We start from the raw sequence: 24,124 nt of genomic DNA, 5'->3' as shown, positions 1-24,124 counted from the left end.
AAATAAATGCAGGTAGTTATTCTACCTGCATTTTAACTATAATATTCTATTTTTCACTTTTTTTAAGTAAACCACCAGCAACAGCAATTACTCCTAAAAGAGGAGCAACTGATTCTATGCCTGTCCTAGGATTTCCAAAACCTACTTTCTTATCATTATTTTTTTTAGCCTTATCTTCTATTTTTTTAGCTTCTATAGTTTTAGGTTCTTTTTTATCCCCTACTTTTTCTTCTACTGGCTTATCTTTCTTTTCTTTATCAATATTTTTATTATCTGTTTTTTTATTCTCTTCTTGTCTTCTTGCTTTTAAAGTTTCTATTGCTTTATTAAGATTATCTTTTGCATTATCAATAGCCTCTTTGCTAGCTGAAGAATCTTCATTTACCTTAACAGCTTCATCATAAGCTTGTTTAAATATATCTATATCCTCACTAGTGTAATCCTTATCTTTTAAATTAATTTTTTCGGCTTCAGCTATAGCTTTCTTAAGCTCATCTTTATTTGTTTCAGCTTCGTTATTGATTTTTTCTACATCAAATATTTCTCCAAATTGAGCTGGATAAGATTTCATAGAAATTCCATTCCAGTGAATTTTATATTTATCACCAACTTCTGGATTTTTATCTTTTAGTTCTTTAAAACTTATAGTATAAATATTATCTTTATTTCCTACCTCAGCAACAGTAGCAACTCCATCATTTATTTCAGTAACTTCAAATTCTAGAGTTTTGTCCATTTTTTTATCATTATCTTCAGCTTTAGGATTTTTTTGTTCTTGTTTTTCTACCCTGTAGATTTTCCCAAATTGAGCTGGATAAGACTCCAAAACTACACCATCAGAATATATTTTATATTGATCTCCAACTTTAACTTCTTCATCTCTTAAATCATCGTAGGATAACGTATAAAGGTTATCTGGATTATCTACTTCAAATACAGTCGCTGTTTGTGAATCTTCATCACCTAAATCTTTTACTTCAAAGATAGCTTCTTTACTATCTTTAGGTAACTTATCTACATCCATATTTACCGATTTCTCATATTTAGTGACAAGCTTAATATCTTCTTTTTTGATATTATCTTTCGTCAAATCTTTTAAGTCTTTACTGCTCTTAATTTGGTAAATATCTTTTTTTTCGATATTATCTTCAAACATGCTTTTATCAAGTATTAGCGATTTTTCACTTTCTAAATCTATTTCAGTAGCATCTTTAGTAGATTCACCTGTATAATTAAGTTTAACTTCTTTATCATTTACTTCACTTACTTTGAAAAGATAATTATGGATTTCATTAGTTTCTTGACTTTCTACCGGAGACTCTTTTGACATATTTGTTTCACTTGCATCAGCATTAGTATATATTCCTAATACTAGGCAAGCGCATAAGCCAGCACTTAAAACTTTCTTATTCATATATTCCTCCTTATATTTTCTTAATCATAACATCTAGCTTGTTAAATCGATGTAAAGAAATCTTGAATTTACTAGTACATCCTCTATAATATTACATATACCCAAAACTTAAAAAAGGAGATTAATTTGAAATTTATTTCATGGAATATAGACTCACTAAATGCTGCTTTAACAAGTGATTCAAACAGGGCAGTTATGACACGTGAGGTTTTCAAAACTATAAAAAAAGAAGATCCTGACGTGATAGCATTACAAGAAACCAAGCTTCCGCGAACTGGACTTAGTAAAAAACATAAAGAAAGACTAGCAGAATTTTTTCCAGATTATTCATATGTTAATGTAAATTCTCAAGAAGGTGCCAGAAAATCATATGCTGGATGTATGACTCTTTATAAAAAAGATCTAGATGTAAATACTGATTTCCCATTTATAAATGCTCCAGAACCAATGGACCTTGAAGGTAGGATTGTAAGTTTGGAGTTTGAAGATTATTATTTCATTCAAGTTTATACACCAAATGCCGGGAATGAATTAGTAAGACTTCCTCTAAGACAAGAATGGGATAAAAAATTTGCAGAATATATATCCAATCTAGATGAAGAAAAGCCAGTAATAGCTACAGGTGATTTTAATGTAGCTCATAAAGAAATAGACCTAGCTCATCCAGAAAACAACCATATGTCAGCGGGATTTACTGATGAAGAAAGAGAAGGATTTACAAATCTATTAAAAAAAGGATTTACTGATACATTTAGATATATCAACGGTGATATAGAAGGCAAATATACTTGGTGGGCACAAAGGGTTAAGACAAGTAAAATTAATAACTCAGGTTGGAGGATTGACTACTTTTTAGTTAGCGATAGAATCAAAGACAAAGTTAAAAGAAGTGACATGATTGACTCTGGAGACAGACAAGACCATACTCCAATAGTTATGGAGATTGATTAATAAATCAATAACTGTTTATTTTAGGTTAAAATATAATTTAAGTCTATAATACAAAAAAAGCTCTAGTGTGTAGAGCCTTTTTTGTATATTTAATTGGAAATTATTCAGCTTCTTCAAAAACTGGTTGTTCAACTGTTTCAGCTTCTTCAACAGGAACTTCTTCGTTCTCTTCTTCAGCACTTGCTTCATCTTCAGCTGCTGCTTCTGAGGTTTCTTCCTCTGAAGTTTCCTCAGTATTTTCTTCTTCAGGAGTTACTACTTCTTCTGTTGAAGTTTCTTCTTCAACAGCTGGTTTCTCTGGAGTTTCTTCTTTCGCTGGAATAGCTTCTAATTTAGATTGTGCTTTTTCTATAGCTGCTAAAATAGCTTCATCAGCTGCAGCAACTTCATTTAATGTTGATCTGCTATTGTTTAAAACTCTATTAGCATTTGAAATTTCTCTATTTAATTCTGCAATAACTACAGATTCTACTTTTCCTTTTAATCTAAAATCACGTAGATTTTTTGCAGTTTGGATATCTTTTTGAAGACCTGCTTTTGAAGATTTATTTGCAGTTCTTTCACCTTCAGGAATTGCTTTGTAAGCTTCGTCAATTTTGTTATTAAGTTCTTCTGTCATTGCTTTTACTTCGCCAACAGTAGCAACTCTATTTCTTCTAACATCTTGAGCTTTTCTTATTACCATATCAACTTCTGAAAGTTCAGTTGGATCTAATTTATTACGTAATTCTTTGTTTCTGATTTCTTTTGCTTTTGCTATAGCTCTATCTAGTTTTTCTAGAGTATAGTGAGTTCTTTTAGAATCATCTGTTAGTTTTGGAACTTCACGAGCTTTATCTAATGATGCTGATAAGTTTTCAGAAGCTTTATTTAAACCTTCAGCACCTTCAAATAAATCTGTTGCTTTTAACAAAGCACGTGTTACAGAAAATCCTATAATTACGTGAGCTTGTTGTTCACTGTCAGCTAATTCTGTAGCATCTGCAGTAATTGTTTCTGCCACATTTATTAGTAGGTCCACTCTTGGGATAATTTTATTTCTTAGTTCAGCTGCACTACCTATACCTTTATTTACAATTTTACCTAAAAATTCAGCTGCATGTTTTAATTCCTTTAACCAGCTTAATTGATTTCCAGCTAGTCCACCAGAAATATTTTCTAAGCTACTTATAATTTCTTGTAAATAATTTATTTTTTCTTCAGCTTCTTTTTGTGGAGTTTCTTCTTCTGCAGCATATGCTACACTTGATAATGGTGTATTTATATTATCCACAAGTTTAGTTGCTGGTAATATTGCGTTTGTTAAAAGTGTTATTGATAGAGCGCTTGCTAAAACTTTAGTTTTTTTCATAATTTTCTCCTTACATATTTACTTAATCAGTTTTTTATAATATAATAAGAAAGTAAACAAGTGAATCTTAGGATTTACGATTATAAGGGTAAAATTTTGTTTGAAATATTGGCGTATTTGAGCAAATTTTTACCCGATTTTAGTTTTTAGGGATTTTTTTCTAATTCTAAAGTGATTTTCGGAATAATCTTAAAGTTTCTTAATTAACAATCAGTTATTACAAAATATTGATTTATAATCATATCTTCATGTTCAACAGCTACTTGCTTATTATTTTGATTTAAACTAAGACCTGCACCTATTGTTAACAATAAAGCTATTATGATACCTTTTTTAAAATTCATTTGTCTACCTCCTTGTTGATTACATAATACCATTATAAGCAAAATTTTTAAACACACAAATATGTGTATGCTTATAAAACATATTATTTATATCCCGACATTGCTTTTTCTACTTGAACAGATAAACTTTTTGCCAGCTTATCTTCTGAGAAAATATTGGTTAGGGCAAGGCAGTAATTAAAACTTTCCCTAGCTTCTTTTATTTGTTCCAAATTTAAATGATTAATTCCTTTGATATAATAAATCATATTCAAATAATAAGTTTCTTTTACTTTTTTTGCATTACATATTGCTATATCACAAACTTTTAAAGACTCTTGATGTTTGCCTGCACGAAAATAAAATATTGCGACATTGTAGCATAGAATAAAATAATTCTCTAATTCAGGATCTAAGTATTTACTTATTTCCATCATAATATCCCTATATAAATCCATATTCCCTTTTTTATATTCACTGATGGATAGAGCTAGAAGAATTCTTAAAGAAAATTCATCATATTTATAATCTTTAAATTTATTTACTTTAAATTTTGAGTTAATATCAGAGAGTGCTACTTCAAGTTCTTCTGATGGATTATTTTTCTTTTGTCCATCTTCTAAGCTTAGTATTCCATTAAAATAATGTTTAGTAGCATATAATTCTTTTTCAAAATTAATGTTTGATTTCGCATCAATTGAATCAAGCTTGTTTATTAAATCTTTTGCCTTTTCCACTGATGAATTATTTAATAAATAATTGATTTCTTTTCTAAGTGATAATAAATTATTGTATTCATTAACCTCGTGGTTTATGATGTCCTTTAGATCTAGCCCTATATAATTACAAATGGGCACTAGGGTAGAAATCCTAGGGTCATTATCTCCTTTTTCTATTCTCCTTATAGTCTCTTCTGAAATAAACATTTTTTCTGCTATTTCTTTACGAGTGATGCCCTTTGATTCTCTAATTTTTCTTATATCAGATCCAATAAAGCTATAATCATTCTGTATTATCATAACATCAAATCTTTCCCTATTTAAAATTAAACTTTTAGCTTCTTATCTCCATTATAAACTTCATCGATAATAGCTGAACCTATGCAAATCTCATCCAAATAAAAAACTGCTGCTTGACCAGGAGTAACTGCCTTAGTATCATCATATACCACTTCTACATGATTTTCATCTAAAACTTTGACATGTGCATTAATATCTTTTTGACGATATCTAAATTTTGCTGTGCAGTCAAATTCTTTTGGTATTTTTTTATCTGTAAATGTAGAAAATTCTGAAGCATATAATCTATTTGAAAAAAGCAGCGGATTATCAGAACCCTGGCAAACTATTAGTTCATTTTTATCTAAATCTTTCCCACAAACAAACCAAGCTGCACCATCTCCACCAATGCCAAGACCTCTTCTTTGTCCTATTGTATGATACATCAATCCTTCGTGTTGTCCAAGAATATTTCCATCAGTGTCTACAATATTACCTGGTTGAGCTGGCAAATAATTACTCAAGAAATCATTAAAATCTCTTTCTCCTATAAAGCAAATACCAGTAGAATCTTTTTTATCTGCAGTTGCAAGATTATGTTCTCTTGCTATTTCTCTAACTTCAGATTTTTGAAGTTCACCTACTGGAAATAATACATCTTTTATTTGATCTTGGGATAATTGACTTAAAAAATACGTTTGATCTTTATTATTGTCTAGACCTCTTAGCATAACCGTTTCATCACCAGAGCGATCCACTCGAGCATAGTGTCCTGTTGCAACGTAATCTGCTCCTAAATTTTTTGCGTAATCCAAAAAAGCTTTGAACTTAATTTCTTTATTGCACATTATATCTGGATTTGGAGTTCTTCCTTTTTTGTATTCATCTAAAAAATATGTAAATACTCTATCATAGTATTCTTTTTCAAAATTTATAGAATAATATGGGATACCTATCTGATTGGCAATAGCAACTGCATCTTCAAAGTCTTCTTCAGCTGTGCATACACCATTTTCATCCGTATCATCCCAGTTTTTCATAAATATACCAACTACATCATAACCCTCTTCTTTTAAAAGTAGAGCTGCAACAGATGAATCAACTCCACCACTAATACCAACTACTACCTTTGTATCTTTCTTATCTTTCATCTACTAACCTTTCCAACACCGCAATAGTTTCATCAACTTCTTTTCGAGTATTCTGATATCCAAAAGAAAATCTTATTGAATGTTCTGCCCTATACTTATCATACATATTGCTTATAACATGACTAGGTAAGATGCTTCCTGCTCTACAAGCTGACCCAGCTGAAGCACAAATACCATTGATATCAAGATAGGTTAAAAGAAAATCAGATTTATAATCTTTAAAATAAATATTTAATATATGATCAGAAGATAGTTCTAAATTTCCATTTAATTCATAATCTACCTTAGCTTTATCCAAACTTTCTATAAAGTAATTTTTAATTTCTTTTATCTGACTACGTTCCTTTAACACTTTAGGATAACTTTCTGCCATTGAATATGCACCAGCTACAAAAGAAGTCCCAGCTCTGCGATCTTTCTCTTGCTCTCCACCTTTGATAAAAGGAGCTATATTCTCTCTTAGATATAAAATACCGAATCCATTTAGACCACCTATTTTATGCCCTGATAAAGTTAAGGAATCGCAATTAATATCATCTACATCGATATCTATATGACCATAAGCTTGAACGCTATCTACATGAAACCAAATATTCTTATCCCTTAAGTAATCGCCAATTTCCTTTACTGGTTGTATTGCTCCTGTTTCGTTATTGACATACATTATAGCAACAAGTTTAGTTTCTTCAGTAATTACATCTTTCAATTTATCTAGGTCAATAATCCCGTCTTTATTGGCATTTAATAAAACAGTGTTATCTTTATTTACTGTATTTAGTATTGAGTCATGCTCTATAGAGCTTGTTATAATTTCTGAATCTCTAAAAGCATTTATAATTGTATTATTTCCTTCAGTAGCTCCAGATGTGAATATAATATTTTTAGGATTTGCTCCAATTGACTTTGCTATTTCCTTTCTGGAATCTTCTAGAATCTTTTTAGCTTCTCTTCCTTTAGTATGTAAGCTATCAGGATTTCCGTCAAAAGCTTGCTTGTTTTTCAAAATATTTTTTAAAATTTCTTCTCGTTTTATTGCAGTTGCTGCATTGTCAAAATAAATCATCTAATCACCTAGTATTATAGTACCATATAAGCCCTATTTTTAAAGATTTAGGACATAAAAAAGGTGATGTTGCAGAATAGATAAATCTATTCTGCTCATCACCTTTTTTAGTGTATATTGGTATCAAGCCATTAAATTCTGTATCTTTCTTTAATATGAAAATGAATTTATCCACATTTTTCATAAAAATAGGCTCAATTAATACAGCTAAGATTTTTAATATTTTTTTCTTAAGAAGCTTTGTATTTTATGAGTTCTAAATTCTTGTTTTCTATTTTGGATGCCAGTTTATTTAGGTTTAGTGCCATTGATAAGAGGCATATTTCACTTATTATATTTGATTTTCCTCTATGGTGGAATCTGTTGTAGTTTAGTCCTGATTTTATTTTGGAAAATGCACCTTCAGCTTGGATTGATCTATTTATTCTTTCTTCTATTCCTTGGTCTGAGCTTATATTTTCTAAGGATTCTTTCCTATATTTTTGAAAGATTTCTGCTATGTAGATTCCTTTGGTTTTCTGACCATCTTTGTTCCAGTTAAAGCATCTGTATACTTTGCTGGTTGTTGTGTATCCGCTTTTTCTTTTTCTGTATCTATCAGTGCACCTTATGAATTCTTTGCCTTCTTTTGATATGTATTTGTCTGATGTTTTATCATATCTTAGACTATTTCTGAATTCTTCTTCTTTTTTATACTTTCTAGTTTTTAATTGTTCGTAGTTGGATGGTTTTATGTATGATAAGAGCTTGTTTTCTGCAAGAAAAACATAGTTTTCTTCGCTTTCATATCCTGAATCTGCTACTATTTTGTTTAGTTTGTCGGGGTGGTTTTTGAGTAATTTATTTAGAAATGGTTTTAAGGTGTACATATCGGATGGATGGTGGGATACATTTTCTCCTATGATGAAGCCTGAGGAACTTGCTAGTTGGATGTTGTAGGCTGGTTTTAATTGACCATTTTTCATATGATCTTCTTTCATTCTCATGAAGCTTGCATCATGGTCTGTTTTTGAGTAGGAGTTTCTGTGCTCTCCCATTATTTCTAGATGTTTCCTGTAGCTTTCTAGTTTGTTCTTCCAATCTTTGAGCTTTTCATAGTCTCGTTGGAGTTGATGTTTTCTTTTTCCTTGTCCATGTACAAAGTTTATTTTATTTTCTGTACATTCTGTACTTATCTGATTGAATGCTATTCTTACTACTGCTAATACCTGTGATGGTGTTAGTTCTCTATTTAAATTAAAGTGCTTTATTATTTTTACTCTTAGTTTCTCTTGCCATTTTTCAATGCTTCCTCGCCACACGAAACTATATCTATTGGCGTAGGCTTCTATTTTTGTTCCATCTATGTATATGCTTGATAAGTCTATTTGATTTTCTTCTATTAGTATTTGAATCATTTGATTTAACAAGTTTGGTGCTAGTTCTACGATTTTTTGTCTAAATCTGTTTATTGTACTATGATCTGGTGGATTTTCTCCATCTAAAAGGTATTTTATCCTCAAATCATATTTGCATGATTTTTCTATATTTCTTGATGAGAATATTCCTTCAGAGTAGCAAAATATTATTATTTGTAGCATTGTTACTGGGTTTACTGTAGGTTTTCTTCCAAATGATGAGTAGACTTTTTTTAATTCTGATAGATCCATCCTTTCAATTATATTTTTTACAAGCCTTAACTTAACATCATCTCTGACATATATTTCAGTGTCAAAATTCATTTTTAATTGAATAGTATCATTAACTAGTGTAAAATTAGTTAATGATGATGTATTTTTAACGGTTTTCATAAATACATTGTATCAGAAAAAGACGAGGATTTCAGTTTCCTCGTCTTTTTTCTATATTAGGACTTTTGCAACAGCCCCTTAGATATTTTATTCACTAAATTCATCAGCTAGAACATTAAATAATACTTCCGCTTCTTCATTTGTAAGGGTAATTCCCTTTCTCATTCTAGTGTGATCTTCATTCCAATCACGTATATCATATTTAGCTTCTCTATCATTCCAACTTACAAGATTAAGCTCTTTTGTCCAACCCTTACCATTATCTGAAAGCACTCCTATATTTTCAACTATATCATATTTAATTTCTGCCATTATATATCTCCTTTTCTAAGCATTTTTAAGTCTTAAATTGACCGCCTTTTGTATTATATTATAATTATACCCAGCATAAGTTAGTCTTTTTTGTCTATCTAGTCCAGTACCCCATTTACCAGCAATAATTTCATCTACTAGTTGATTAATATTTTTATTAGATTTTCCATTTATTATATAAGGATAATCTTTGTATACTTTACTTATATCAATATCTCCACCATATCCGTTTATCTTTCCCCTAGAAGTATATTGCCATGAGTCAAAGTCAGAAGTATTATACGAAGTAAAATCTTTTGACCTGTAGTCTGCTATCCAAAAATCATACTTATTCCTCACATCACGAGTTAAGTAAGTATTAGCAAACCATGGATAAGAATACACACCAGATACATAACCATTTCTATTCATAGCTAGTATAAAAGCTTCAGCAGCTTCCGATATTTTACCAGAACTTGCCTTTACTTGTCTATTATGGTCTTCAATATCTATATAGACAGGTAAGGATACTTTTTTATTTTTAAGTACCTTTGATACATAGTTTGCTTCTCGCCTTGCCTCATCAGCATTTATTGCACGCGAGTAATGGTAAAATCCAAGTGGAACTCCTCGAGTATTTAGCTCTTTATAGTGCCTTTCTAAGGCATAGTCAGTCCTAATATTTAAAGTTTTAGAATCCGTTATAGAAGTTCTAAGAATCGCTCCATCTACATCTTTAGAAAACTTATCATAATTGATCTTATTTGGATCTTGATGTTCTGATATATCCACTACTTTATTATAAACAGGCGTTTTAGAATAAACAGGTGCTGGATTAACATCTTCAATAGTAGTTTCAGTAGTAGTAGTTATTTCTAGATCTCCATTTTCATTTTTTTCAATATCTTCACTTTCTGTTACATCAGTAACCTCATAATCAGGTGCAAGATAATTGTTATTAGATTCAAATTCAGCTTTTCGCTTTTCTACCGCTTCTTTATCATAGTCAATACCATTGTCTATAAAAACTTGATCCAGATCTTTATCATTATACATAACTACCTCTGATGCATAAGCAGTATTAGGTAATAAAAAACCACAAGCTAGGGATAGGGTAAACACTTTATATCTTAGTTTTTTCATAGAAAATTCCTCTCTTTTGATAGATATATTATAGGTTATATAGAGATTTTAAGCAAACATTAATCTATACATTAGTTGTTATTAAGTTTAAATATGTAGTTAATATTTTCCTCAATTTATTAGATATATATGTGTACTAAAAAAGGACTTAATTATATCATACATTCTAGTAACTGCCATCAGTTTAATGAGTTTTAGCTACTACAATCATCCCCCGGGTATGTTTTAACAGCCGCACAGGATAGTTTTCTTTATACGGTAATGCCTTGATTTGGTTCCTAAAAAATCAGAGAAGTTATATAGAACTTATTTTCACAGAGTAGATAAAAGCTTTAGCAATAATCTAATTTTCGTGACAGGTGTATATTTACACTAATAAAGACTCAGTCAAATGACTAAGTCTCGCTTCGCTTGCCATCCATGGAGTCCCCAGTATATAGGCAATACTTTTCTCCACAAGCCGTACAAGCTTATTTTCTATATTAGATATAGTTAAATATCCGTTTAAAGATTGTAAAAACCTCTTTTACAATCCACCTACTTTGTATGTAGGCCCCAAGCACTTTTGCTTATTGGAGATAAGATTCAAGACAAAATCCTTTTAAACATATTTTTTTAATAAGCGACTCTTAAATAATGAATTTATACACTCCTCAAAAACTAGGTCTCCTTTATTTATATATTCCTGGACTTTGAATTCGAATGTATCCTTCTTCCTATCTATTTTTCGTAATATTTTGCAAGTTGAAATAGCAATCAATGGTAATTTTCTGCTAATTTATTATCCTAAGTATCTTTTCGAAATTCGGGCAAAGCTAAAATAATCAGCCTCATAGTTTTTTCTCATTATAAATAAGGTCCTTATAAACAATAAAAAGGAAGAGATGATTTTCAAAGTACTTACATCTCTTCCTTTCCTGTAAAACTATTGTATTTTCATACTTTAAGGGGTTTCAATTATTCTATATATTAACCGTCGTTTTATTTTGTGTCTAATCTTAATAAAATAGCATTAATTGCGACTAAGACTGTTGACACAGACATTAGAATTGCTCCTACTGCAGGGCTTAATGTGATACCAATAGGGGCCAAAATTCCTGCCGCTAGAGGGATAGCTATAAAATTATATCCGGCTCCCCAAAAGAGGTTTTGTTTCATTTTACGAGTTGTTTTGTGTGCTAATTCAATGAATGATTCAATATCTCCTGGATCGGATTGAGTCAATATGACATCTGCTGAATCCAATGCAACTTGAGTTCCAGCTCCAACAGCTATACCAACGTCTGCCAAGGCAAGAGAAGGGGCATCATTGACACCGTCACCTACCATGATAACTTTTTTTCCACGATCTTTAAGTGTTTTTACTAACTCATACTTATCTTGTGGAGATTGATTTGATCTATATTCAATCCCTAAATCTTCTGATACACCTAAAGCCGCTTTTTCATTATCACCTGTTGCCATAATTGGCTCTATATTGTTCTTTTTAAGAGCTCTTATTAACTCTTTGCTGGTTGGTTTTAATTCGTCCCCTAAAGCTACAGCACCAATGGCATCATCGTTTTCTGTTAATATACTGAGAGTTGCTCCTTTTGGAATATCCATACCCAAATTACGTCCGTATGCTTTTTGGCTGATTAATTGGTAACTATGGCCCTTGGCTTTACCTTCTACACCAGCACCGGAAATCACATCAATTGAATCAAATGATACTGGACTTATACCTTGCTGCTTAGCGAAACTAATAATTGATTGAGCAATTGGGTGGCTAGATCCTCCTTCAATACCTGCCAACAAGGCAGTGATTTCCTCTTTTGTATATTTGTCATTAAGAAGTTTTACATCTAATACTTTAAACTCACCAGTTGTTAAAGTACCCGTTTTATCTAAAATCATCACATCCGCATCTTGAGCTATTTCTAAGGATTGGCGGTCTTTTACTAGTAAGCCACGGCTAGCTCCTAAGCTTGTGCTACGGGCGGTTACCAATGGAATAGCCAGACCCAATGCGTGCGGACAAGCTATAACTAATGTTGTGATAGCAAATTTTACTGCCGTTGGAATATCCGCTATAAGCATCCATACTACAAAAGCTATTAGTGCGGCAGTTACCGCAATATAGAAGAGCCACCCCGCAACTTTTTGAGCAATATTTTCTGCACGAGAAGGTTGACTTTGAGCTTGACTGATTAAATCCTGTACTTGAGAGATAAAGGACTTATCACCTGTCTCAAATACTTTAATATAAAGAACCCCTTCCCCATTTGTTGAGCCCCCGATCACTTCATCGCCAGGTCCTTTTTTAATTGACTTAGATTCCCCAGTCAAAAGAGCTTCATTTAGACGTGATTCTCCGCGCTCGATAGTTCCATCTGCCGGCACATTTTCTCCAGCTTGAACTCGAATTAAATCACCTACCTTTAAGTCAGCAACTGGTCGTGTTTCTATTGAATCGTCATCTAATACTACATGAGCATCTTTTGGTACTAGCTTAGCCAGTTCTTCTTGTGCATCTCCTGCTTCTCTAATAGCTTTCATCTCAATCCAGTGACCTAATAACATGATTAATAGTAATGAAGCAAATTCAAAGAAAAAATCCATAATTTGTTCACCTGTTACGTAGGTTGCTATTACAGTATAAATACTATATAAATATGAAACACTTAAACCTAAAGAAACGAGAGCCATCATTCCAGGTTCTTTTTGTTTAAATTCGTCAACTGCTCCTTGATAGAATGGACGTCCACCATAAATAATTAATATAGTAGATAAAATAGCTACTACAATATCAGAATATGGAAAAGTAAACTGGAATGGTAGGTCAAACCCAGCCATAGGGGATAAGAGCATAATAATGATTCCTAGTGGCAATGACTTTAAGAAAAGTTCCTTAAAGTTTCCATGATGATGATGCTCATGCCCACTGTGCCCACCGTGGTCATGGCCAGCATGATGGTCGTGATGTTGATCCTTATTATGGTCTCTATGTTCTTCCGTGCTTACATGCTCATGTTTTGAGTGATTCATGTCGCCATGATTATGGTGACTGTGGGATGAATGTTTGTTGTTATTCTTCATTTTTAATTCCTCCTTATGCTTAATGATGATGTAAATGACATTCGCATTGTCCTTCTGGACAATTGCAATCCACTTCTTCTACTGCGAAAGATTTTTTCATCTCTAATATTTTTTCTAGTCGATCTATATCATCGAAGCTTAAGACATGATCTTCAATGATGTTTCCTATTACATTCCCGACTTTTTTTCGGCAAATACGGTTAAAAATATCCTCTGTATAATCCCTTACGGCTTCTTTCTCTTCAATATTGGCAGTGTAAATAAACTTTCTACCTTCCTGCTCTGTATTTAGTACACCTTTTTCAACTAGTCGACCTAAGATCGTTTTGATAGTGGATTGTGTCCAGTCCATTTTTTCTTTCAATACGGAGATAACTTTTTTACTAGTTACTCGATCATTTGCCCAAACTACACGCATGACTTCCCATTCAGAATCTGTGATATGAGTATTATATACTATTGCATCCATTTTCTTTCCCTTCTTTCCGTTTACAATTGTAGACTTAATACTTAAAATAAGTTTACTCTTGTAAACCAATCTTGTCAAGTATTTTTATAATATGTAAACAGCTATTATTGCCTTTATTTTATATTTTTACTCAAACTAATATAAGTTTACATTGATTTACTTATAGTAATTTAGAATTATAAATAATTAAGAAAAAAGATAGAAAAAAATATCAAGTGGTGATATAAAGACAGGATAATAACAAAATTAAGCGGAGTGACACTCTTGATTACAGATTACATTCCAGTTTAAAAACTATTAAGTTATTCCGTGTTTACGAGTTCAGCTCACTTAGACTATCTCTAGCTTATTGGCGATTTCTACCAAAACTCATTGCTTTGCTAATTTCCTGAAACTACCGTGGCTTATTTGCCCTGGAAAGTAGCACAGTTAAAAGCCCATTGATTTTGGGGTCCAGGATGACGGACACATTATTTAACCCGAAAAACTAGTGCGATAGCACGGAGAGGTTCGGTAGAACTGATTTTCGTAGAGCGCGGAAGAGTCTGCGAAGCAGACGGGTTTTAGCGGATCGCCCTAAAGGAGGCGGACGGCCTTCACATCCCAGTGAACCACTCCGTGGGCCTCATTATGCGGAGGCTTTATTTGTCCTCCCACTAGCCGGACAGGCTTTCTGTCGAGTACCATCGCCGTTGCTAGGCTTTCGGCTTCGCCGACCATTCCATGGGTCTCATAATTTGGAGACACACATTGTGCTCTAAGAGCCGCACGGGCTAGTTTTCTATGTTCGGTATACATAAATATGCCTTGATGTGAGTCCAGGAGTTCGGACACAATTATTTATGCCGAAAACTTAGCCCGGTAGGGCGGAAGAGCTTTTGAAAAAAGCGGGTTTTCGGTCCTCTAGCAGGCGGACGGGCTTTCTTCTTCAGACGGTCTCCAAGGCACATCTAAATCGTGTGAGGCTATTAATTTATTTTCTACATCTGTACCTTCTTCCATTTTAAGTAGATCCCAATAGTACTCTTAGCTTTTCATATATATTGATAGTTTATTTACCATTATTTCTGTGTGAGTTTAATTAATCTTCAAGGTTTTTATATCCTTCTTTGCTTAACTTTTAACTAGGGATATGATAAAGTTTCTTGCAAGTTGGGCATTAGAGTTTTTCTCAAATAGTTCTACCGAGTTCCACAAGGTTTTTCGGTCTTTATATTCTTCTGGTGCGTGATCTGGTAAAAATATTTCTTTGCTAATTACTCCTTGTTTTCTTGTATAGTCATGGGTTACTCCATCCCATTCATTTTTTATTTTTTCTCCACTTATATATGCTGCACTTGCTACTGCACTTTTTCCTTTTCCTCTTGATATTATGTTTACTGAAAAATGAAAACTGTCTGCCATTCTTATCACTTCCTTTCTTTCTTTGTTGTTTTAGGTGGAGGCTTAAAAGATTTTCTATATCCACTTTGTGAATGAGCGTTTTGAAATACCCTTTGCCTAATCATTCAATCCACTCGCAAGCTCGTGGTGAATGATTGGCAGGGGCAGACCCTGATAGATTAGAAAAAGCCGACTACTGAATTAATTTTTATTGTTTCACCCTTACGGGTACAGGCAGTTAGTCGGCTTAATTGTTTATTTCATTTCAAATTTTAAAAGTCAAGTGCGAGCCTTAGCGAGTTTATTTACCCTTGACTTTTAATACCCTCGCCTAATTATCTCTACAACTCAAATAAATTTTCGTTGGAGATAATTGGCTGGGGCAGACCCAAAGCGAATGGTTGTTGGTCTCTGCAATTTTTTGGCTTTAAAGGCACGCAAGCACCCTTTAGGGTGTATAATTGCGCCCTTAGAAAATCTAAGGGAGATTTGGTTATTTTATTTTTCCTAATTTTCTCTCATTATTCTTAGTGTTTCTTTAAATTCTTTTGTATTTGTTGCTTCTTCTAGTAGAATATTTATTTCTTCATCCGTTAATTCTTCTGCATTTTCTATAAGACTTTCTAAGATTGCTCCTCTTGTTATGAGCATATGAGTTCTTTCTTTTCTTCTTTTTACTATGTCTTGTTTTAATATCTTTTGTTCTTGATTTTTTAGTTGCCTTAATTTTTCTTCTGTATCGTTTATTTTATCTTTTATTTCTTTTGACTCTTGTCTTATTTGATCTAAATCTTTCATATATAACTCCTTTCGTTAAAATAAAAAAGAGATAACATTTCTGCTATCTCTTTAAAAGTTTCATTATTAAATTTCTTGTCATCTAACAACGCATTAAAATAAATCTTCCAGCCTTTTCCAGTTTTCATTATTCATTTCTTTTGTGTAGTTTGTATTGTTAATATAAAGTCTTGTATCTTTATCTCTAGCAAACCCCCAATTTATTTTACGCCTATCTGCATAATCTTTAAAAGCATAGAATTTATTTTCGATTTGCTTATCAATATTTTCCAGCTGACCTTTCTTTACCATATCCTTAAGTTTCCTTGAATTAGTTTTTCTTTTTTCACTAATATAATCTGCAAGTTGTTGGGTTTTTTCATCGGCATCTTCTATAATCTTTTTCATAGCTTTTAAAATAGCCTTTGCTGGATACTGAGCCACTTTTATCTCAATATTCATAGCCTTATTATTAACTTCATCATTTACCATATAGGTGACCTCCTTTCCGGGGAAAATAAAAAAGCGGCCCAGACTTTTACATCTGAACCATTAAAATTTTAATTCTATAGTTTTTTATTATTTTTAATTTTATTACTGTTGTGACGTACTTTATAAATTATGTGTCGCAAACTATTCTTTGCTATTTAATGCTTTATTGATGGTTTCTTGAATAAAAGGACTACAGCATTTACCCAAAGGATTGTTAATTTCGCACTTTCCATTTTTCATTGCCCCTGTAAGTCTAATAATATCTTTAATATTCTTTGCACCATCATCTAAAACAGCGTTTATAATTTGTTGCTCTGTAACTTGGTTGCAATAGCATATATACTTGGGATTTGCATTCTTTTTTAACCATATAGGAACTTTTACTTCTTCCTTATAAAAAACTCTTTCATTGTTTAAGTTATAATACACGACATCACAATCTTCATTCATACATAAATAGTAAGTTTCTTCATCTACAACCTTTCCCATAAGGTTTTCTGATACCATATTCTTTACAGTTATATTTTTAACCTTTTCTCCTATTTCGTAACATTTGGGGCAATTTTCTTTTTCTTTCACTGTACCAATGTTTTTTTGTATTGAACCTCTGCAAGATTGATTTATCTTATTTTCTTGACTCACTTTATTTCCTCCTGTCTAAATAAATATTATTTCTATAGTTAATCAGGATATTTAATACCTCTTTCAATGTATCTACAATATATCCTCCCTGTCGGTATCTCCTTTTCTCTACTATAACTCGAACTTGGTCCTTAGATTCAACCACATCTATTATTCTTTTAGGATATTGAACCCATTTCCCTATCTCCTGATATTCTTGATTCATAATAATAAATGTTGGTGTAATAACTTTTTCATTAGGCATAAACTTACTGTAACTATCTGTATCTATTACTTTAAGTTTTAAATTTTCATTATTTTTTTCTAAACAATGAACTACAGGAATATTAATTATAGAATCAATACACCAGTTTTCTCCAACAGCAAGTATATTAAATTTGCTTGTTATACTACTAACCTTTTCTAAATCTCTCTCTAAATTTAAATAATTTCTTATCGCATTATTAGCATAATTCTTATATCTATCCTGAGCAGTATCGTAAAATTGTTGAAAAGTAACTCCAGAGTTAAATATTTGCTTGTATTTCAAATTGTCACTTCCTCCTAAAAAAGTAAGTTACTCCATATAATTTACTTACTATTTATCTAATTAAATTTTACCCTTTTCTCTACTAAGATATTCAACATGAACATAATTATACTGATGCGTAACTAACTATCACCTTAAATATGCCTTAACTGGGCCCTAATGCAGCGGGCGGCTTATTCTTAAAGGCTAAAACTTAGTGCAGTTAAAAGCCCATTGATTTTGGGGTTCAGGATGACGGACACATTATTTAACCCGAAAAACTAGTGCGATAGCACGGAGAGGTTCGATAGAACTGATTTTCGTAGAGCGCGGAAGAGTCTGTTGAGCAGACGGGCTTTTATCGGATCAGTCCTAAAGGAAGCGGACGGCCTACACATTCGTGAACCACTCCGTGGTGGGTCCTCTCTTGGCCGGACAGGCCTGCTATCGAGTACCATCAGCGTAATGAGGCTTTCACCTTCGGTGAACCACTACGTGGGTCTCATGATGTGGAGACTCACTTGATCCTCCTTGAGCCGGATGGACTTGTTTTCTGTGTTCGGTATAGGTAAACACCCGTTGATTTCGGATCCAGGATGACGGACACACTTGTTTACCCCGGAAACTTAGTGCAGTTGCACGGGAGGGTTTGCGAAGCAAACGGGTTTTTGTGAACAGGTGTATATTTTTATACTAAAAAAGACTCAGTCAAATGACTAAGTCTCTCGCTACGCTCGACCATTACATGTAGGGTCCTCCATGAGCCGGACGGGCTTTTTTTTATTCAGCAGCTTCCACCAAAATTCATTAGCTTTGCTAATTCACCGCCACTCCCGTGGCTCATTTTGGGGTTAAATGTGCCAAATCAAGGCACAACATTTAACACTCACCGGGAGGTCAGTTCTAAAGGAGGCGGACGGCCAGTTCCGAGTACCATCGGCGTTAGTAAGCTTAACTTCTGTGTTTGGCATAGGCAAATATGCCAAGTCAAGGCATATTTGCCCCGGAAAGTAGCGTGGGAACGCGGATAAGCCTTCGTAGAAGGCGACTTTCCGTGACAGGTGTATCTTTATACTAAAAAAGACTCAGTCAATTGACTAAGTCTTAGTTATTTAGCAACTTCCTACTCTACCGGGAGGTCACCCTCCGAGTACCATCGGCGTAGTTGGGCTTAACTTCTATGTTCGGTATGGATATAGGTGTATCCCCAACGCTATCGTTACTATATATTAATTTTTGAACCTATAAATAGCAGACAATATTTCCAGTCAAGATTTAAAGTTTAGTATCCATTAGCTTAATACATTACTGCACTTACACCTTGGACCTATCAAACGTATTTTCTTTACGTACTTTTAGAAATCTTATCTTGAGGGTTGCTTCGTACTTAGATGCTTTCAGTACTTATCAGTGCCATACTTAGCTACCCAGCTATGCTCCTGGCGGAACAACTGGTACACCAGTGGTATGTCCATCCCGGTCCTCTCGTACTAAGGACAGGTCCTCTCAAATTTCTTACGCCCACGCTGGATAGGGACCGAACTGTCTCACGACGTTCTGAACCCAGCTCGCGTGCCTCTTTAATGGGCGAACAGCCCAACCCTTGGGACCTACTTCAGCCCCAGGATGAGACGAGCCGACATCGAGGTGCCAAACCTCCCCGTCGATGTGGACTCTTGGGGGAGATAAGCCTGTTATCCCCGGGGTAGCTTTTATCCGTTGAGCGATGGCCCTTCCATGCGGTGCCACCGGATCACTAAGTCCGTATTTCTACTCTGCTTGAGATGTATCTCTCGCAGTTAAGCTCGCTTTTGCCTTTGTACTCTTCGAATGGTTTCCGTCCATTCTGAGCGAACCTTTGAACGCCTCCGTTACTTTTTGGGAGGCGACCGCCCCAGTCAAACTGCCCGACTGACAATGTCCTTTGCCCCGATTAGGGGTCAATGTTAGAATTTTGATATTAGAGGGTTGGTATCCCAAGGTTGACTCAACCTACACTGGCGTGCAAGTTTCTTTGTCTCCCAACTATCCTGTACGTCTAATCTCAAAATCCAATATCAGCCTACAGTAAAGCTCCACGGGGTCTTTCCGTCCTAGCGTGGGTAAGTCGCATCTTCACGACTACTACAATTTCACCGGATCCTTTGTTGAGACAGTGCCCAAATCGTTACACCTTTCGTGCGGGTCGGAACTTACCCGACAAGGAATTTCGCTACCTTAGGACCGTTATAGTTACGGCCGCCGTTTACTGGGGCTTAAGTTCTAGCCTTCGCTTATGCTAAGCCTTCCCCTTAACCTTCCAGCACCGGGCAGGTGTCAGCTCCTATACTTCATCTTTCGATTTTGCAGAAACTTGTGTTTTTGGTAAACAGTCGCTTGGGCCTGGTTTCTGTGGCCAGATCGCTCTGGCTCCCCTTCTCCCGAAGTTACGGGGACATTTTGCCGAGTTCCTTAACAAAGGTTCTTCCGCGCGTCTTGGTATTCTCTACCTCCCTACCTGTGTCGGTTTTGGTACGGGCGCTTTTGTCTTGATAGTGACTTTTCTTGGCAATTTGAAATCGACTACTTCTCTACTCATGTTTTCGATACCTATCACACATCAGCTTTATGATTAGCGGATTTGCCTACTAATCGGCCTTTGTGCTTAGACTGCCTTCCATCGGGCAGATAGTTTATCCTCTTGCGTCATCACGTCTCTTATTGCGACTTTAAGCGGTACAGGAATATAAACCTGTTATCCATCGGCTACGCCTTTAGGCCTTGCCTTAGGTCCCGACTTTCCCTGAGGGGACGAGCCTTGCTCAGGAGTCCTTAGGGTTTCGACGGGAGTGATTCTCACACTCCTTATCGCTACTCATGCCAGCATTCTCTCTTGTATTAAGTCCACACTTGCTTTCGCTTAGGCTTCTTCCCTAATACAATGCTCCTCTACCACTGATAGAGTATTTAAATGCTTGGGTAAATACTTTGACGATATTTTAACCAGTTGTCATCTTAAACTTTTTGTTTTATGACTGTTCATTCGGTGATATCGTAGTTATATACAACTTACCATTTACTTGTGATATTTGCGTAAATAATTTTCGTTTATAACTCGTTTATCTTGATTGTATTGTTCAATATTTCCGTCTAAGTTTTACCTTTGTTTGCGCGTAGCTTTCTTGCCAATCGAGCTTTGCTCTCTTGGGAAAGCCTGCGGCTGACCTACTTTTGATTTATTTCATAAATCAAGTTAGGTCAAGCATTTAAATCCTCTATCAATCCGAAGCTTCGGTACTGAATTTTAGCCCCGTTTATTTTCGGCGCAAACCCACTTGACCAGTGAGCTATTACGCATTCTTTAAATGTATGGCTGCTTCTAAGCCAACGTCCTGGTTGTCTTAGTAGGTTCACATCCTTTTCCACTTAATCCAGATTTTGGGACCTTAGCTGTCGGTCTGGGCTCTTTCCCTTTCGACTTAGGAGCTTATCCCTCTAAGTCTGACTCCATGATCTGATTTTTTGGCATTCGGAGTTTGATAGGCTTTGGTACGGTTAGCCGCCCTAGGCCAGTCAGTGCTCTACCTCCTTAAATCTTTAATCATAGGCTAGCCCTAAAGCTATTTCGAGGAGAACCAGCTATCTCCGGGTTCGTTTGGTTTTTCGCCCCTATCCACAGTTCATCCGATGCGTTTTAAACCGCACCCGGTTCGAGCCTCCAGTGAATTTTACTTCACCTTCACTCTGACCATGGATAGATCACCCGGTTTCGGGTCTATCATATCTAACTTTCGCCCTATTAAGACTCGCTTTCGCTTTGGCTTCATCTCTTAAAGATTTAACCTTGCTATATATGATAACTCGCTGGCCCATTCTACAAAAGGTACGACATCAGGCTTTTGCCCTCTGTCTGCTTGTAGGCTTAAGGTTTCAGGTTCTGTTTCACTCCCCTTTCGGGGTTCTTTTCACCTTTCCCTCACGGTACTTGTTCGCTATCGGTCACATGTTAGTATTTAGCCTTAGGGGATGGTCCCCCTATCTTCACAGCAAATTTCTCGTGTTCACTGCTACTTGCCCCCACAATATATTTTCTTTTGTTTACAAGACTTTCACTTTCTTTGGTTCATTTTCCCAAATGATTCTACTAGAATATATATTTCTTACTGGGTTGGGCTGTTTTCTTTTCGCTCGCCGCTACTTGGAAAATCGAGTTTTCTTTCTTTTCCTCCTGCTACTTAGATGTTTCAGTTCGCAGGGTCTTACTTCATAAAGCTATGTATTCACTTTATGATGTCTGTGTCTTCCACAGACGGGTTTCCCCATTCGGATACCTAGGGGTCGATGCTTTTTGTGAGCTCTCCCTAGTTTTCGTTCACTTACGTCCTTCTTAGTCTTCATGTGCCAAGGCATTCACCTTAAGCCCTTTTCTTCTTGACTGGAAATATTGTTTGCTATTTAGTTTTTATGGTTCGGTTTAATGACTGTATCTTAAGCCAAACTCGTCGGCTTGCTGACAAATCAAAGATTTGAAACGCCGCGACGTCTGACCTTCATTCCATTTGCTTTGCAAATGGTGATAGGTCATTATGGTGGAGATAAAGAGATTCGAACTCTTGACCCCCTGCGTGCAAGGCAGGTGCTCTCCCAACTGAGCTATATCCCCATATTGAAATTTAATTTATATCAATGATTATGTCTGTGTTTCTAATATAACGAGAATGATATATCATTCTCATTTGAGTGACGACGTGTCGTCACTCAAATCCTTAGAAAGGAGGTGATCCAGCCGCACCTTCCGATACGGCTACCTTGTTACGACTTCACCCCAGTTACTGACCCTACCTTCGACTGCTGCGCCCCAAAGGGTTCGCTCACAGGCTTCGGGTATTGCCAACTTCCATGGTGTGACGGGCGGTGTGTACAAGACCCGGGAACGCATTCACCGCAGCATTCTGATCTGCGATTACTAGCAACTCCAACTTCATGCACTCGAGTTGCAGAGTGCAATCCGAACTGGGACAGGCTTTTTGAGTTTTGCTTAACTTCACAGTCTTGCTTCCCTGTGTACCTGCCATTGTAGCACGTGTGTAGCCCAAGTCATAAAGGGCATGATGATTTGACGTCATCCCCACCTTCCTCCGGTTTGTCACCGGCAGTATTACTAGAGTCCCCAACTTAATGATGGTAACTAGCAATAGGGGTTGCGCTCGTTATGGGACTTAACCCAACATCTCACGACACGAGCTGACGACAACCATGCACCACCTGTATTTTAGTTATCCGAAGATATAGGCAATTATCTCTAATTGCTTCTAAAATATGTCAAGACTTGGTAAGGTTCTTCGCGTTGCGTCGAATTAAACCACATGCTCCGCTGCTTGTGCGGGTCCCCGTCAATTCCTTTGAGTTTCACACTTGCGTGCGTACTCCCCAGGCGGAGTGTTTAATGCGTTTGCTGCGGCACCCAGATTTGACTCCAGACACCTAACACTCATCGTTTACGGCGTGGACTACCAGGGTATCTAATCCTGTTTGCTACCCACGCTTTCGTACCTCAGCGTCAGAAAATGGCCAGAAAGTCGCCTTCGCCACCGGTATTCCTCCTAATATCTGCGCATTCCACCGCTACACTAGGAATTCCACTTTCCCTTCCATCTCTCAAGCTAAATAGTTTTAGAAGCTTACTATAGTTGAGCTATAGCCTTTGACTTCTAACTTTTCTAGCCGCCTACGTACCCTTTACGCCCAATGATTCCGGACAACGCTCGGTCCTTACGTATTACCGCGGCTGCTGGCACGTAATTAGCCGGACCTTATTCGTATAGTACTGTCATTTTCTTCCTATACAAAAGATTTTTACAACCCGAAGGCCTTCTAAATCACGCGGCGTCGCTGCATCAGGGTTTCCCCCATTGTGCAAAATTCCCCACTGCTGCCTCCCGTAGGAGTCTGGGCCGTGTCTCAGTCCCAATGTGGCCGTACACTCTCTCAAGCCGGCTACTGATCGTTGCCTTGGTGGGCTTTTATCTCACCAACTAGCTAATCAGACGCAAGTCCATCTTACACCGCTATCACTTTGACCATAATTGCATGTGCTTTTATGGTTTTATAGGGTATTATTCTTCGTTTCCAAAGGCTATCCCCTTGTGTAAGGCAGGTTACTCACGCGTTACTCACCCGTTCGCCACTAATCCGCTTTAATTCTCCCCGAAGGGTTCATTAAAGTTTCATCGTTCGACTTGCATGTGTTATGCACGCCGCCAGCGTTAATCCTGAGCCAGGATCAAACTCTCATGAAAAATATTTTATCTACTTAACGTA

General features: G+C 35.5%; 16 protein-coding genes, 1 tRNA gene, 3 rRNA genes and 1 pseudogene. 1 reads left to right on the top strand and 20 read right to left on the bottom strand.

Going from position 1 to position 24,124, the window contains the following annotated elements; translation table 11 throughout:
• Positions 1–46 precede the first annotated feature (46 nt).
• Complete coding sequence (locus ABXG81_RS02460) at positions 47–1,414, bottom strand: hypothetical protein (RefSeq protein ID WP_353529027.1); 1,368 nt, start codon at positions 1,412–1,414, stop codon at positions 47–49.
• A gap of 126 nt (positions 1,415–1,540) precedes the next feature.
• Here ABXG81_RS02460 and ABXG81_RS02455 point away from each other — a divergent pair, with 126 nt between their 5' ends.
• Positions 1,541–2,365 carry an exodeoxyribonuclease III gene (locus ABXG81_RS02455; protein ID WP_117520634.1) on the top strand — a complete coding sequence of 275 codons (825 nt, stop codon included), beginning with the start codon at positions 1,541–1,543 and terminating at the stop codon, positions 2,363–2,365.
• A 100-nt stretch (positions 2,366–2,465) separates the two neighbouring features.
• On the opposite strand, the gene ABXG81_RS02450 is transcribed toward ABXG81_RS02455, so the two are convergent.
• From ABXG81_RS02450 to ABXG81_RS02360, 19 genes and pseudogenes are all read right to left on the bottom strand, one after another.
• A complete protein-coding gene (locus ABXG81_RS02450) occupies positions 2,466–3,716 on the bottom strand; it encodes a CAMP factor family pore-forming toxin (protein WP_353529026.1) in 1,251 nt (416 codons plus the stop codon).
• 203 nt (positions 3,717–3,919) lie between these two features.
• The gene (locus ABXG81_RS02445) at positions 3,920–4,060 is read right to left on the bottom strand and encodes a hypothetical protein (RefSeq protein ID WP_316260208.1); all 141 of its coding nucleotides are present in this window, start codon (positions 4,058–4,060) and stop codon (positions 3,920–3,922) included.
• A gap of 83 nt (positions 4,061–4,143) precedes the next feature.
• Positions 4,144–5,058 (bottom strand): helix-turn-helix transcriptional regulator, encoded by a 915-nt coding sequence (locus ABXG81_RS02440; protein ID WP_115595456.1) that lies wholly within the window; start codon positions 5,056–5,058, stop codon positions 4,144–4,146.
• Positions 5,059–5,084: 26 nt separating this feature from the next.
• Complete coding sequence (gene mnmA, locus ABXG81_RS02435; protein WP_353529025.1) at positions 5,085–6,188, bottom strand: tRNA 2-thiouridine(34) synthase MnmA; 1,104 nt, start codon at positions 6,186–6,188, stop codon at positions 5,085–5,087.
• Positions 6,178–7,251: a cysteine desulfurase family protein gene (locus ABXG81_RS02430; protein ID WP_353529024.1), complete on the bottom strand. Its 1,074-nt coding sequence runs from the start codon at positions 7,249–7,251 to the stop codon at positions 6,178–6,180. The genes mnmA and ABXG81_RS02430 overlap by 11 nt, the downstream gene beginning before the upstream one ends.
• Before the next feature lie 230 nt (positions 7,252–7,481).
• On the bottom strand, positions 7,482–9,041 hold the full coding sequence (locus ABXG81_RS02425) for an IS1182 family transposase (protein ID WP_353528620.1): 1,560 nt from the start codon (positions 9,039–9,041) through the stop codon (positions 7,482–7,484).
• An 87-nt stretch (positions 9,042–9,128) separates the two neighbouring features.
• On the bottom strand, positions 9,129–9,353 hold the full coding sequence (locus tag ABXG81_RS02420) for a PC4/YdbC family ssDNA-binding protein (protein ID WP_117520625.1): 225 nt from the start codon (positions 9,351–9,353) through the stop codon (positions 9,129–9,131).
• A 15-nt stretch (positions 9,354–9,368) separates the two neighbouring features.
• On the bottom strand, positions 9,369–10,475 hold the full coding sequence (locus ABXG81_RS02415; RefSeq protein WP_117520623.1) for a GH25 family lysozyme: 1,107 nt from the start codon (positions 10,473–10,475) through the stop codon (positions 9,369–9,371).
• Positions 10,476–11,456: 981 nt separating this feature from the next.
• Entirely contained in the window at positions 11,457–13,553 is a 2,097-nt protein-coding gene (locus ABXG81_RS02410; protein WP_353529023.1) for a heavy metal translocating P-type ATPase, read from the bottom strand.
• 19 nt (positions 13,554–13,572) lie between these two features.
• A complete protein-coding gene (locus ABXG81_RS02405) occupies positions 13,573–14,022 on the bottom strand; it encodes a CopY/TcrY family copper transport repressor (protein ID WP_117520619.1) in 450 nt (149 codons plus the stop codon).
• 1,080 nt (positions 14,023–15,102) lie between these two features.
• Positions 15,103–15,426 (bottom strand): annotated as a pseudogene (locus ABXG81_RS02400) (MobA/MobL family protein); the annotation flags it as partial.
• Positions 15,427–15,912: 486 nt separating this feature from the next.
• Positions 15,913–16,203 (bottom strand): DUF3847 domain-containing protein, encoded by a 291-nt coding sequence (locus ABXG81_RS02395; RefSeq protein ID WP_353529022.1) that lies wholly within the window; start codon positions 16,201–16,203, stop codon positions 15,913–15,915.
• A gap of 93 nt (positions 16,204–16,296) precedes the next feature.
• Positions 16,297–16,674 (bottom strand): hypothetical protein, encoded by a 378-nt coding sequence (locus ABXG81_RS02390; RefSeq protein ID WP_353529021.1) that lies wholly within the window; start codon positions 16,672–16,674, stop codon positions 16,297–16,299.
• A gap of 141 nt (positions 16,675–16,815) precedes the next feature.
• Positions 16,816–17,298 carry a Csac_0668 family 2Fe-2S cluster-binding (seleno)protein gene (locus ABXG81_RS02385; protein WP_353529235.1) on the bottom strand — a complete coding sequence of 161 codons (483 nt, stop codon included), beginning with the start codon at positions 17,296–17,298 and terminating at the stop codon, positions 16,816–16,818.
• A 19-nt stretch (positions 17,299–17,317) separates the two neighbouring features.
• Entirely contained in the window at positions 17,318–17,845 is a 528-nt protein-coding gene (locus ABXG81_RS02380; RefSeq protein ID WP_353529020.1) for a thioredoxin family protein, read from the bottom strand.
• Positions 17,846–18,934: 1,089 nt separating this feature from the next.
• A 5S ribosomal RNA gene (rrf, locus tag ABXG81_RS02375) occupies positions 18,935–19,051 on the bottom strand.
• A 37-nt stretch (positions 19,052–19,088) separates the two neighbouring features.
• A 23S ribosomal RNA gene (locus ABXG81_RS02370) occupies positions 19,089–22,240 on the bottom strand.
• A 150-nt stretch (positions 22,241–22,390) separates the two neighbouring features.
• Positions 22,391–22,466 (bottom strand) — tRNA-Ala (locus tag ABXG81_RS02365).
• A 107-nt stretch (positions 22,467–22,573) separates the two neighbouring features.
• Positions 22,574–24,102, bottom strand: a 16S ribosomal RNA gene (locus ABXG81_RS02360).
• Together the 16S, 23S and 5S rRNA genes with 1 tRNA gene alongside form the textbook arrangement of a ribosomal RNA operon.
• Positions 24,103–24,124: the final 22 nt, after the last annotated feature.

It is taken from the genome of Anaerococcus nagyae, assembly GCF_040364225.1.
GTDB lineage: Bacteria > Bacillota > Clostridia > Tissierellales > Peptoniphilaceae > Anaerococcus > Anaerococcus nagyae.
This window is presented reverse-complemented; position numbering and strand designations above follow the sequence as displayed.

Coding starts and splice junctions, on each gene's coding strand:
- ABXG81_RS02390 (WP_353529021.1), bottom strand. CDS start 16,674: ATGGTAAATGATGAAGTTAATAATAAGGCTATGAATATTGAGATAAAA.
- ABXG81_RS02420 (WP_117520625.1), bottom strand. CDS start 9,353: ATGGCAGAAATTAAATATGATATAGTTGAAAATATAGGAGTGCTTTCA.
- ABXG81_RS02425 (WP_353528620.1), bottom strand. CDS start 9,041: ATGAAAACCGTTAAAAATACATCATCATTAACTAATTTTACACTAGTT.
- ABXG81_RS02445 (WP_316260208.1), bottom strand. CDS start 4,060: ATGAATTTTAAAAAAGGTATCATAATAGCTTTATTGTTAACAATAGGT.
- ABXG81_RS02440 (WP_115595456.1), bottom strand. CDS start 5,058: ATGATAATACAGAATGATTATAGCTTTATTGGATCTGATATAAGAAAA.
- ABXG81_RS02450 (WP_353529026.1), bottom strand. CDS start 3,716: ATGAAAAAAACTAAAGTTTTAGCAAGCGCTCTATCAATAACACTTTTA.
- ABXG81_RS02405 (WP_117520619.1), bottom strand. CDS start 14,022: ATGGATGCAATAGTATATAATACTCATATCACAGATTCTGAATGGGAA.
- ABXG81_RS02410 (WP_353529023.1), bottom strand. CDS start 13,553: ATGAAGAATAACAACAAACATTCATCCCACAGTCACCATAATCATGGC.
- mnmA (WP_353529025.1), bottom strand. CDS start 6,188: ATGAAAGATAAGAAAGATACAAAGGTAGTAGTTGGTATTAGTGGTGGA.
- ABXG81_RS02415 (WP_117520623.1), bottom strand. CDS start 10,475: ATGAAAAAACTAAGATATAAAGTGTTTACCCTATCCCTAGCTTGTGGT.
- ABXG81_RS02460 (WP_353529027.1), bottom strand. CDS start 1,414: ATGAATAAGAAAGTTTTAAGTGCTGGCTTATGCGCTTGCCTAGTATTA.
- ABXG81_RS02395 (WP_353529022.1), bottom strand. CDS start 16,203: ATGAAAGATTTAGATCAAATAAGACAAGAGTCAAAAGAAATAAAAGAT.
- ABXG81_RS02430 (WP_353529024.1), bottom strand. CDS start 7,251: ATGATTTATTTTGACAATGCAGCAACTGCAATAAAACGAGAAGAAATT.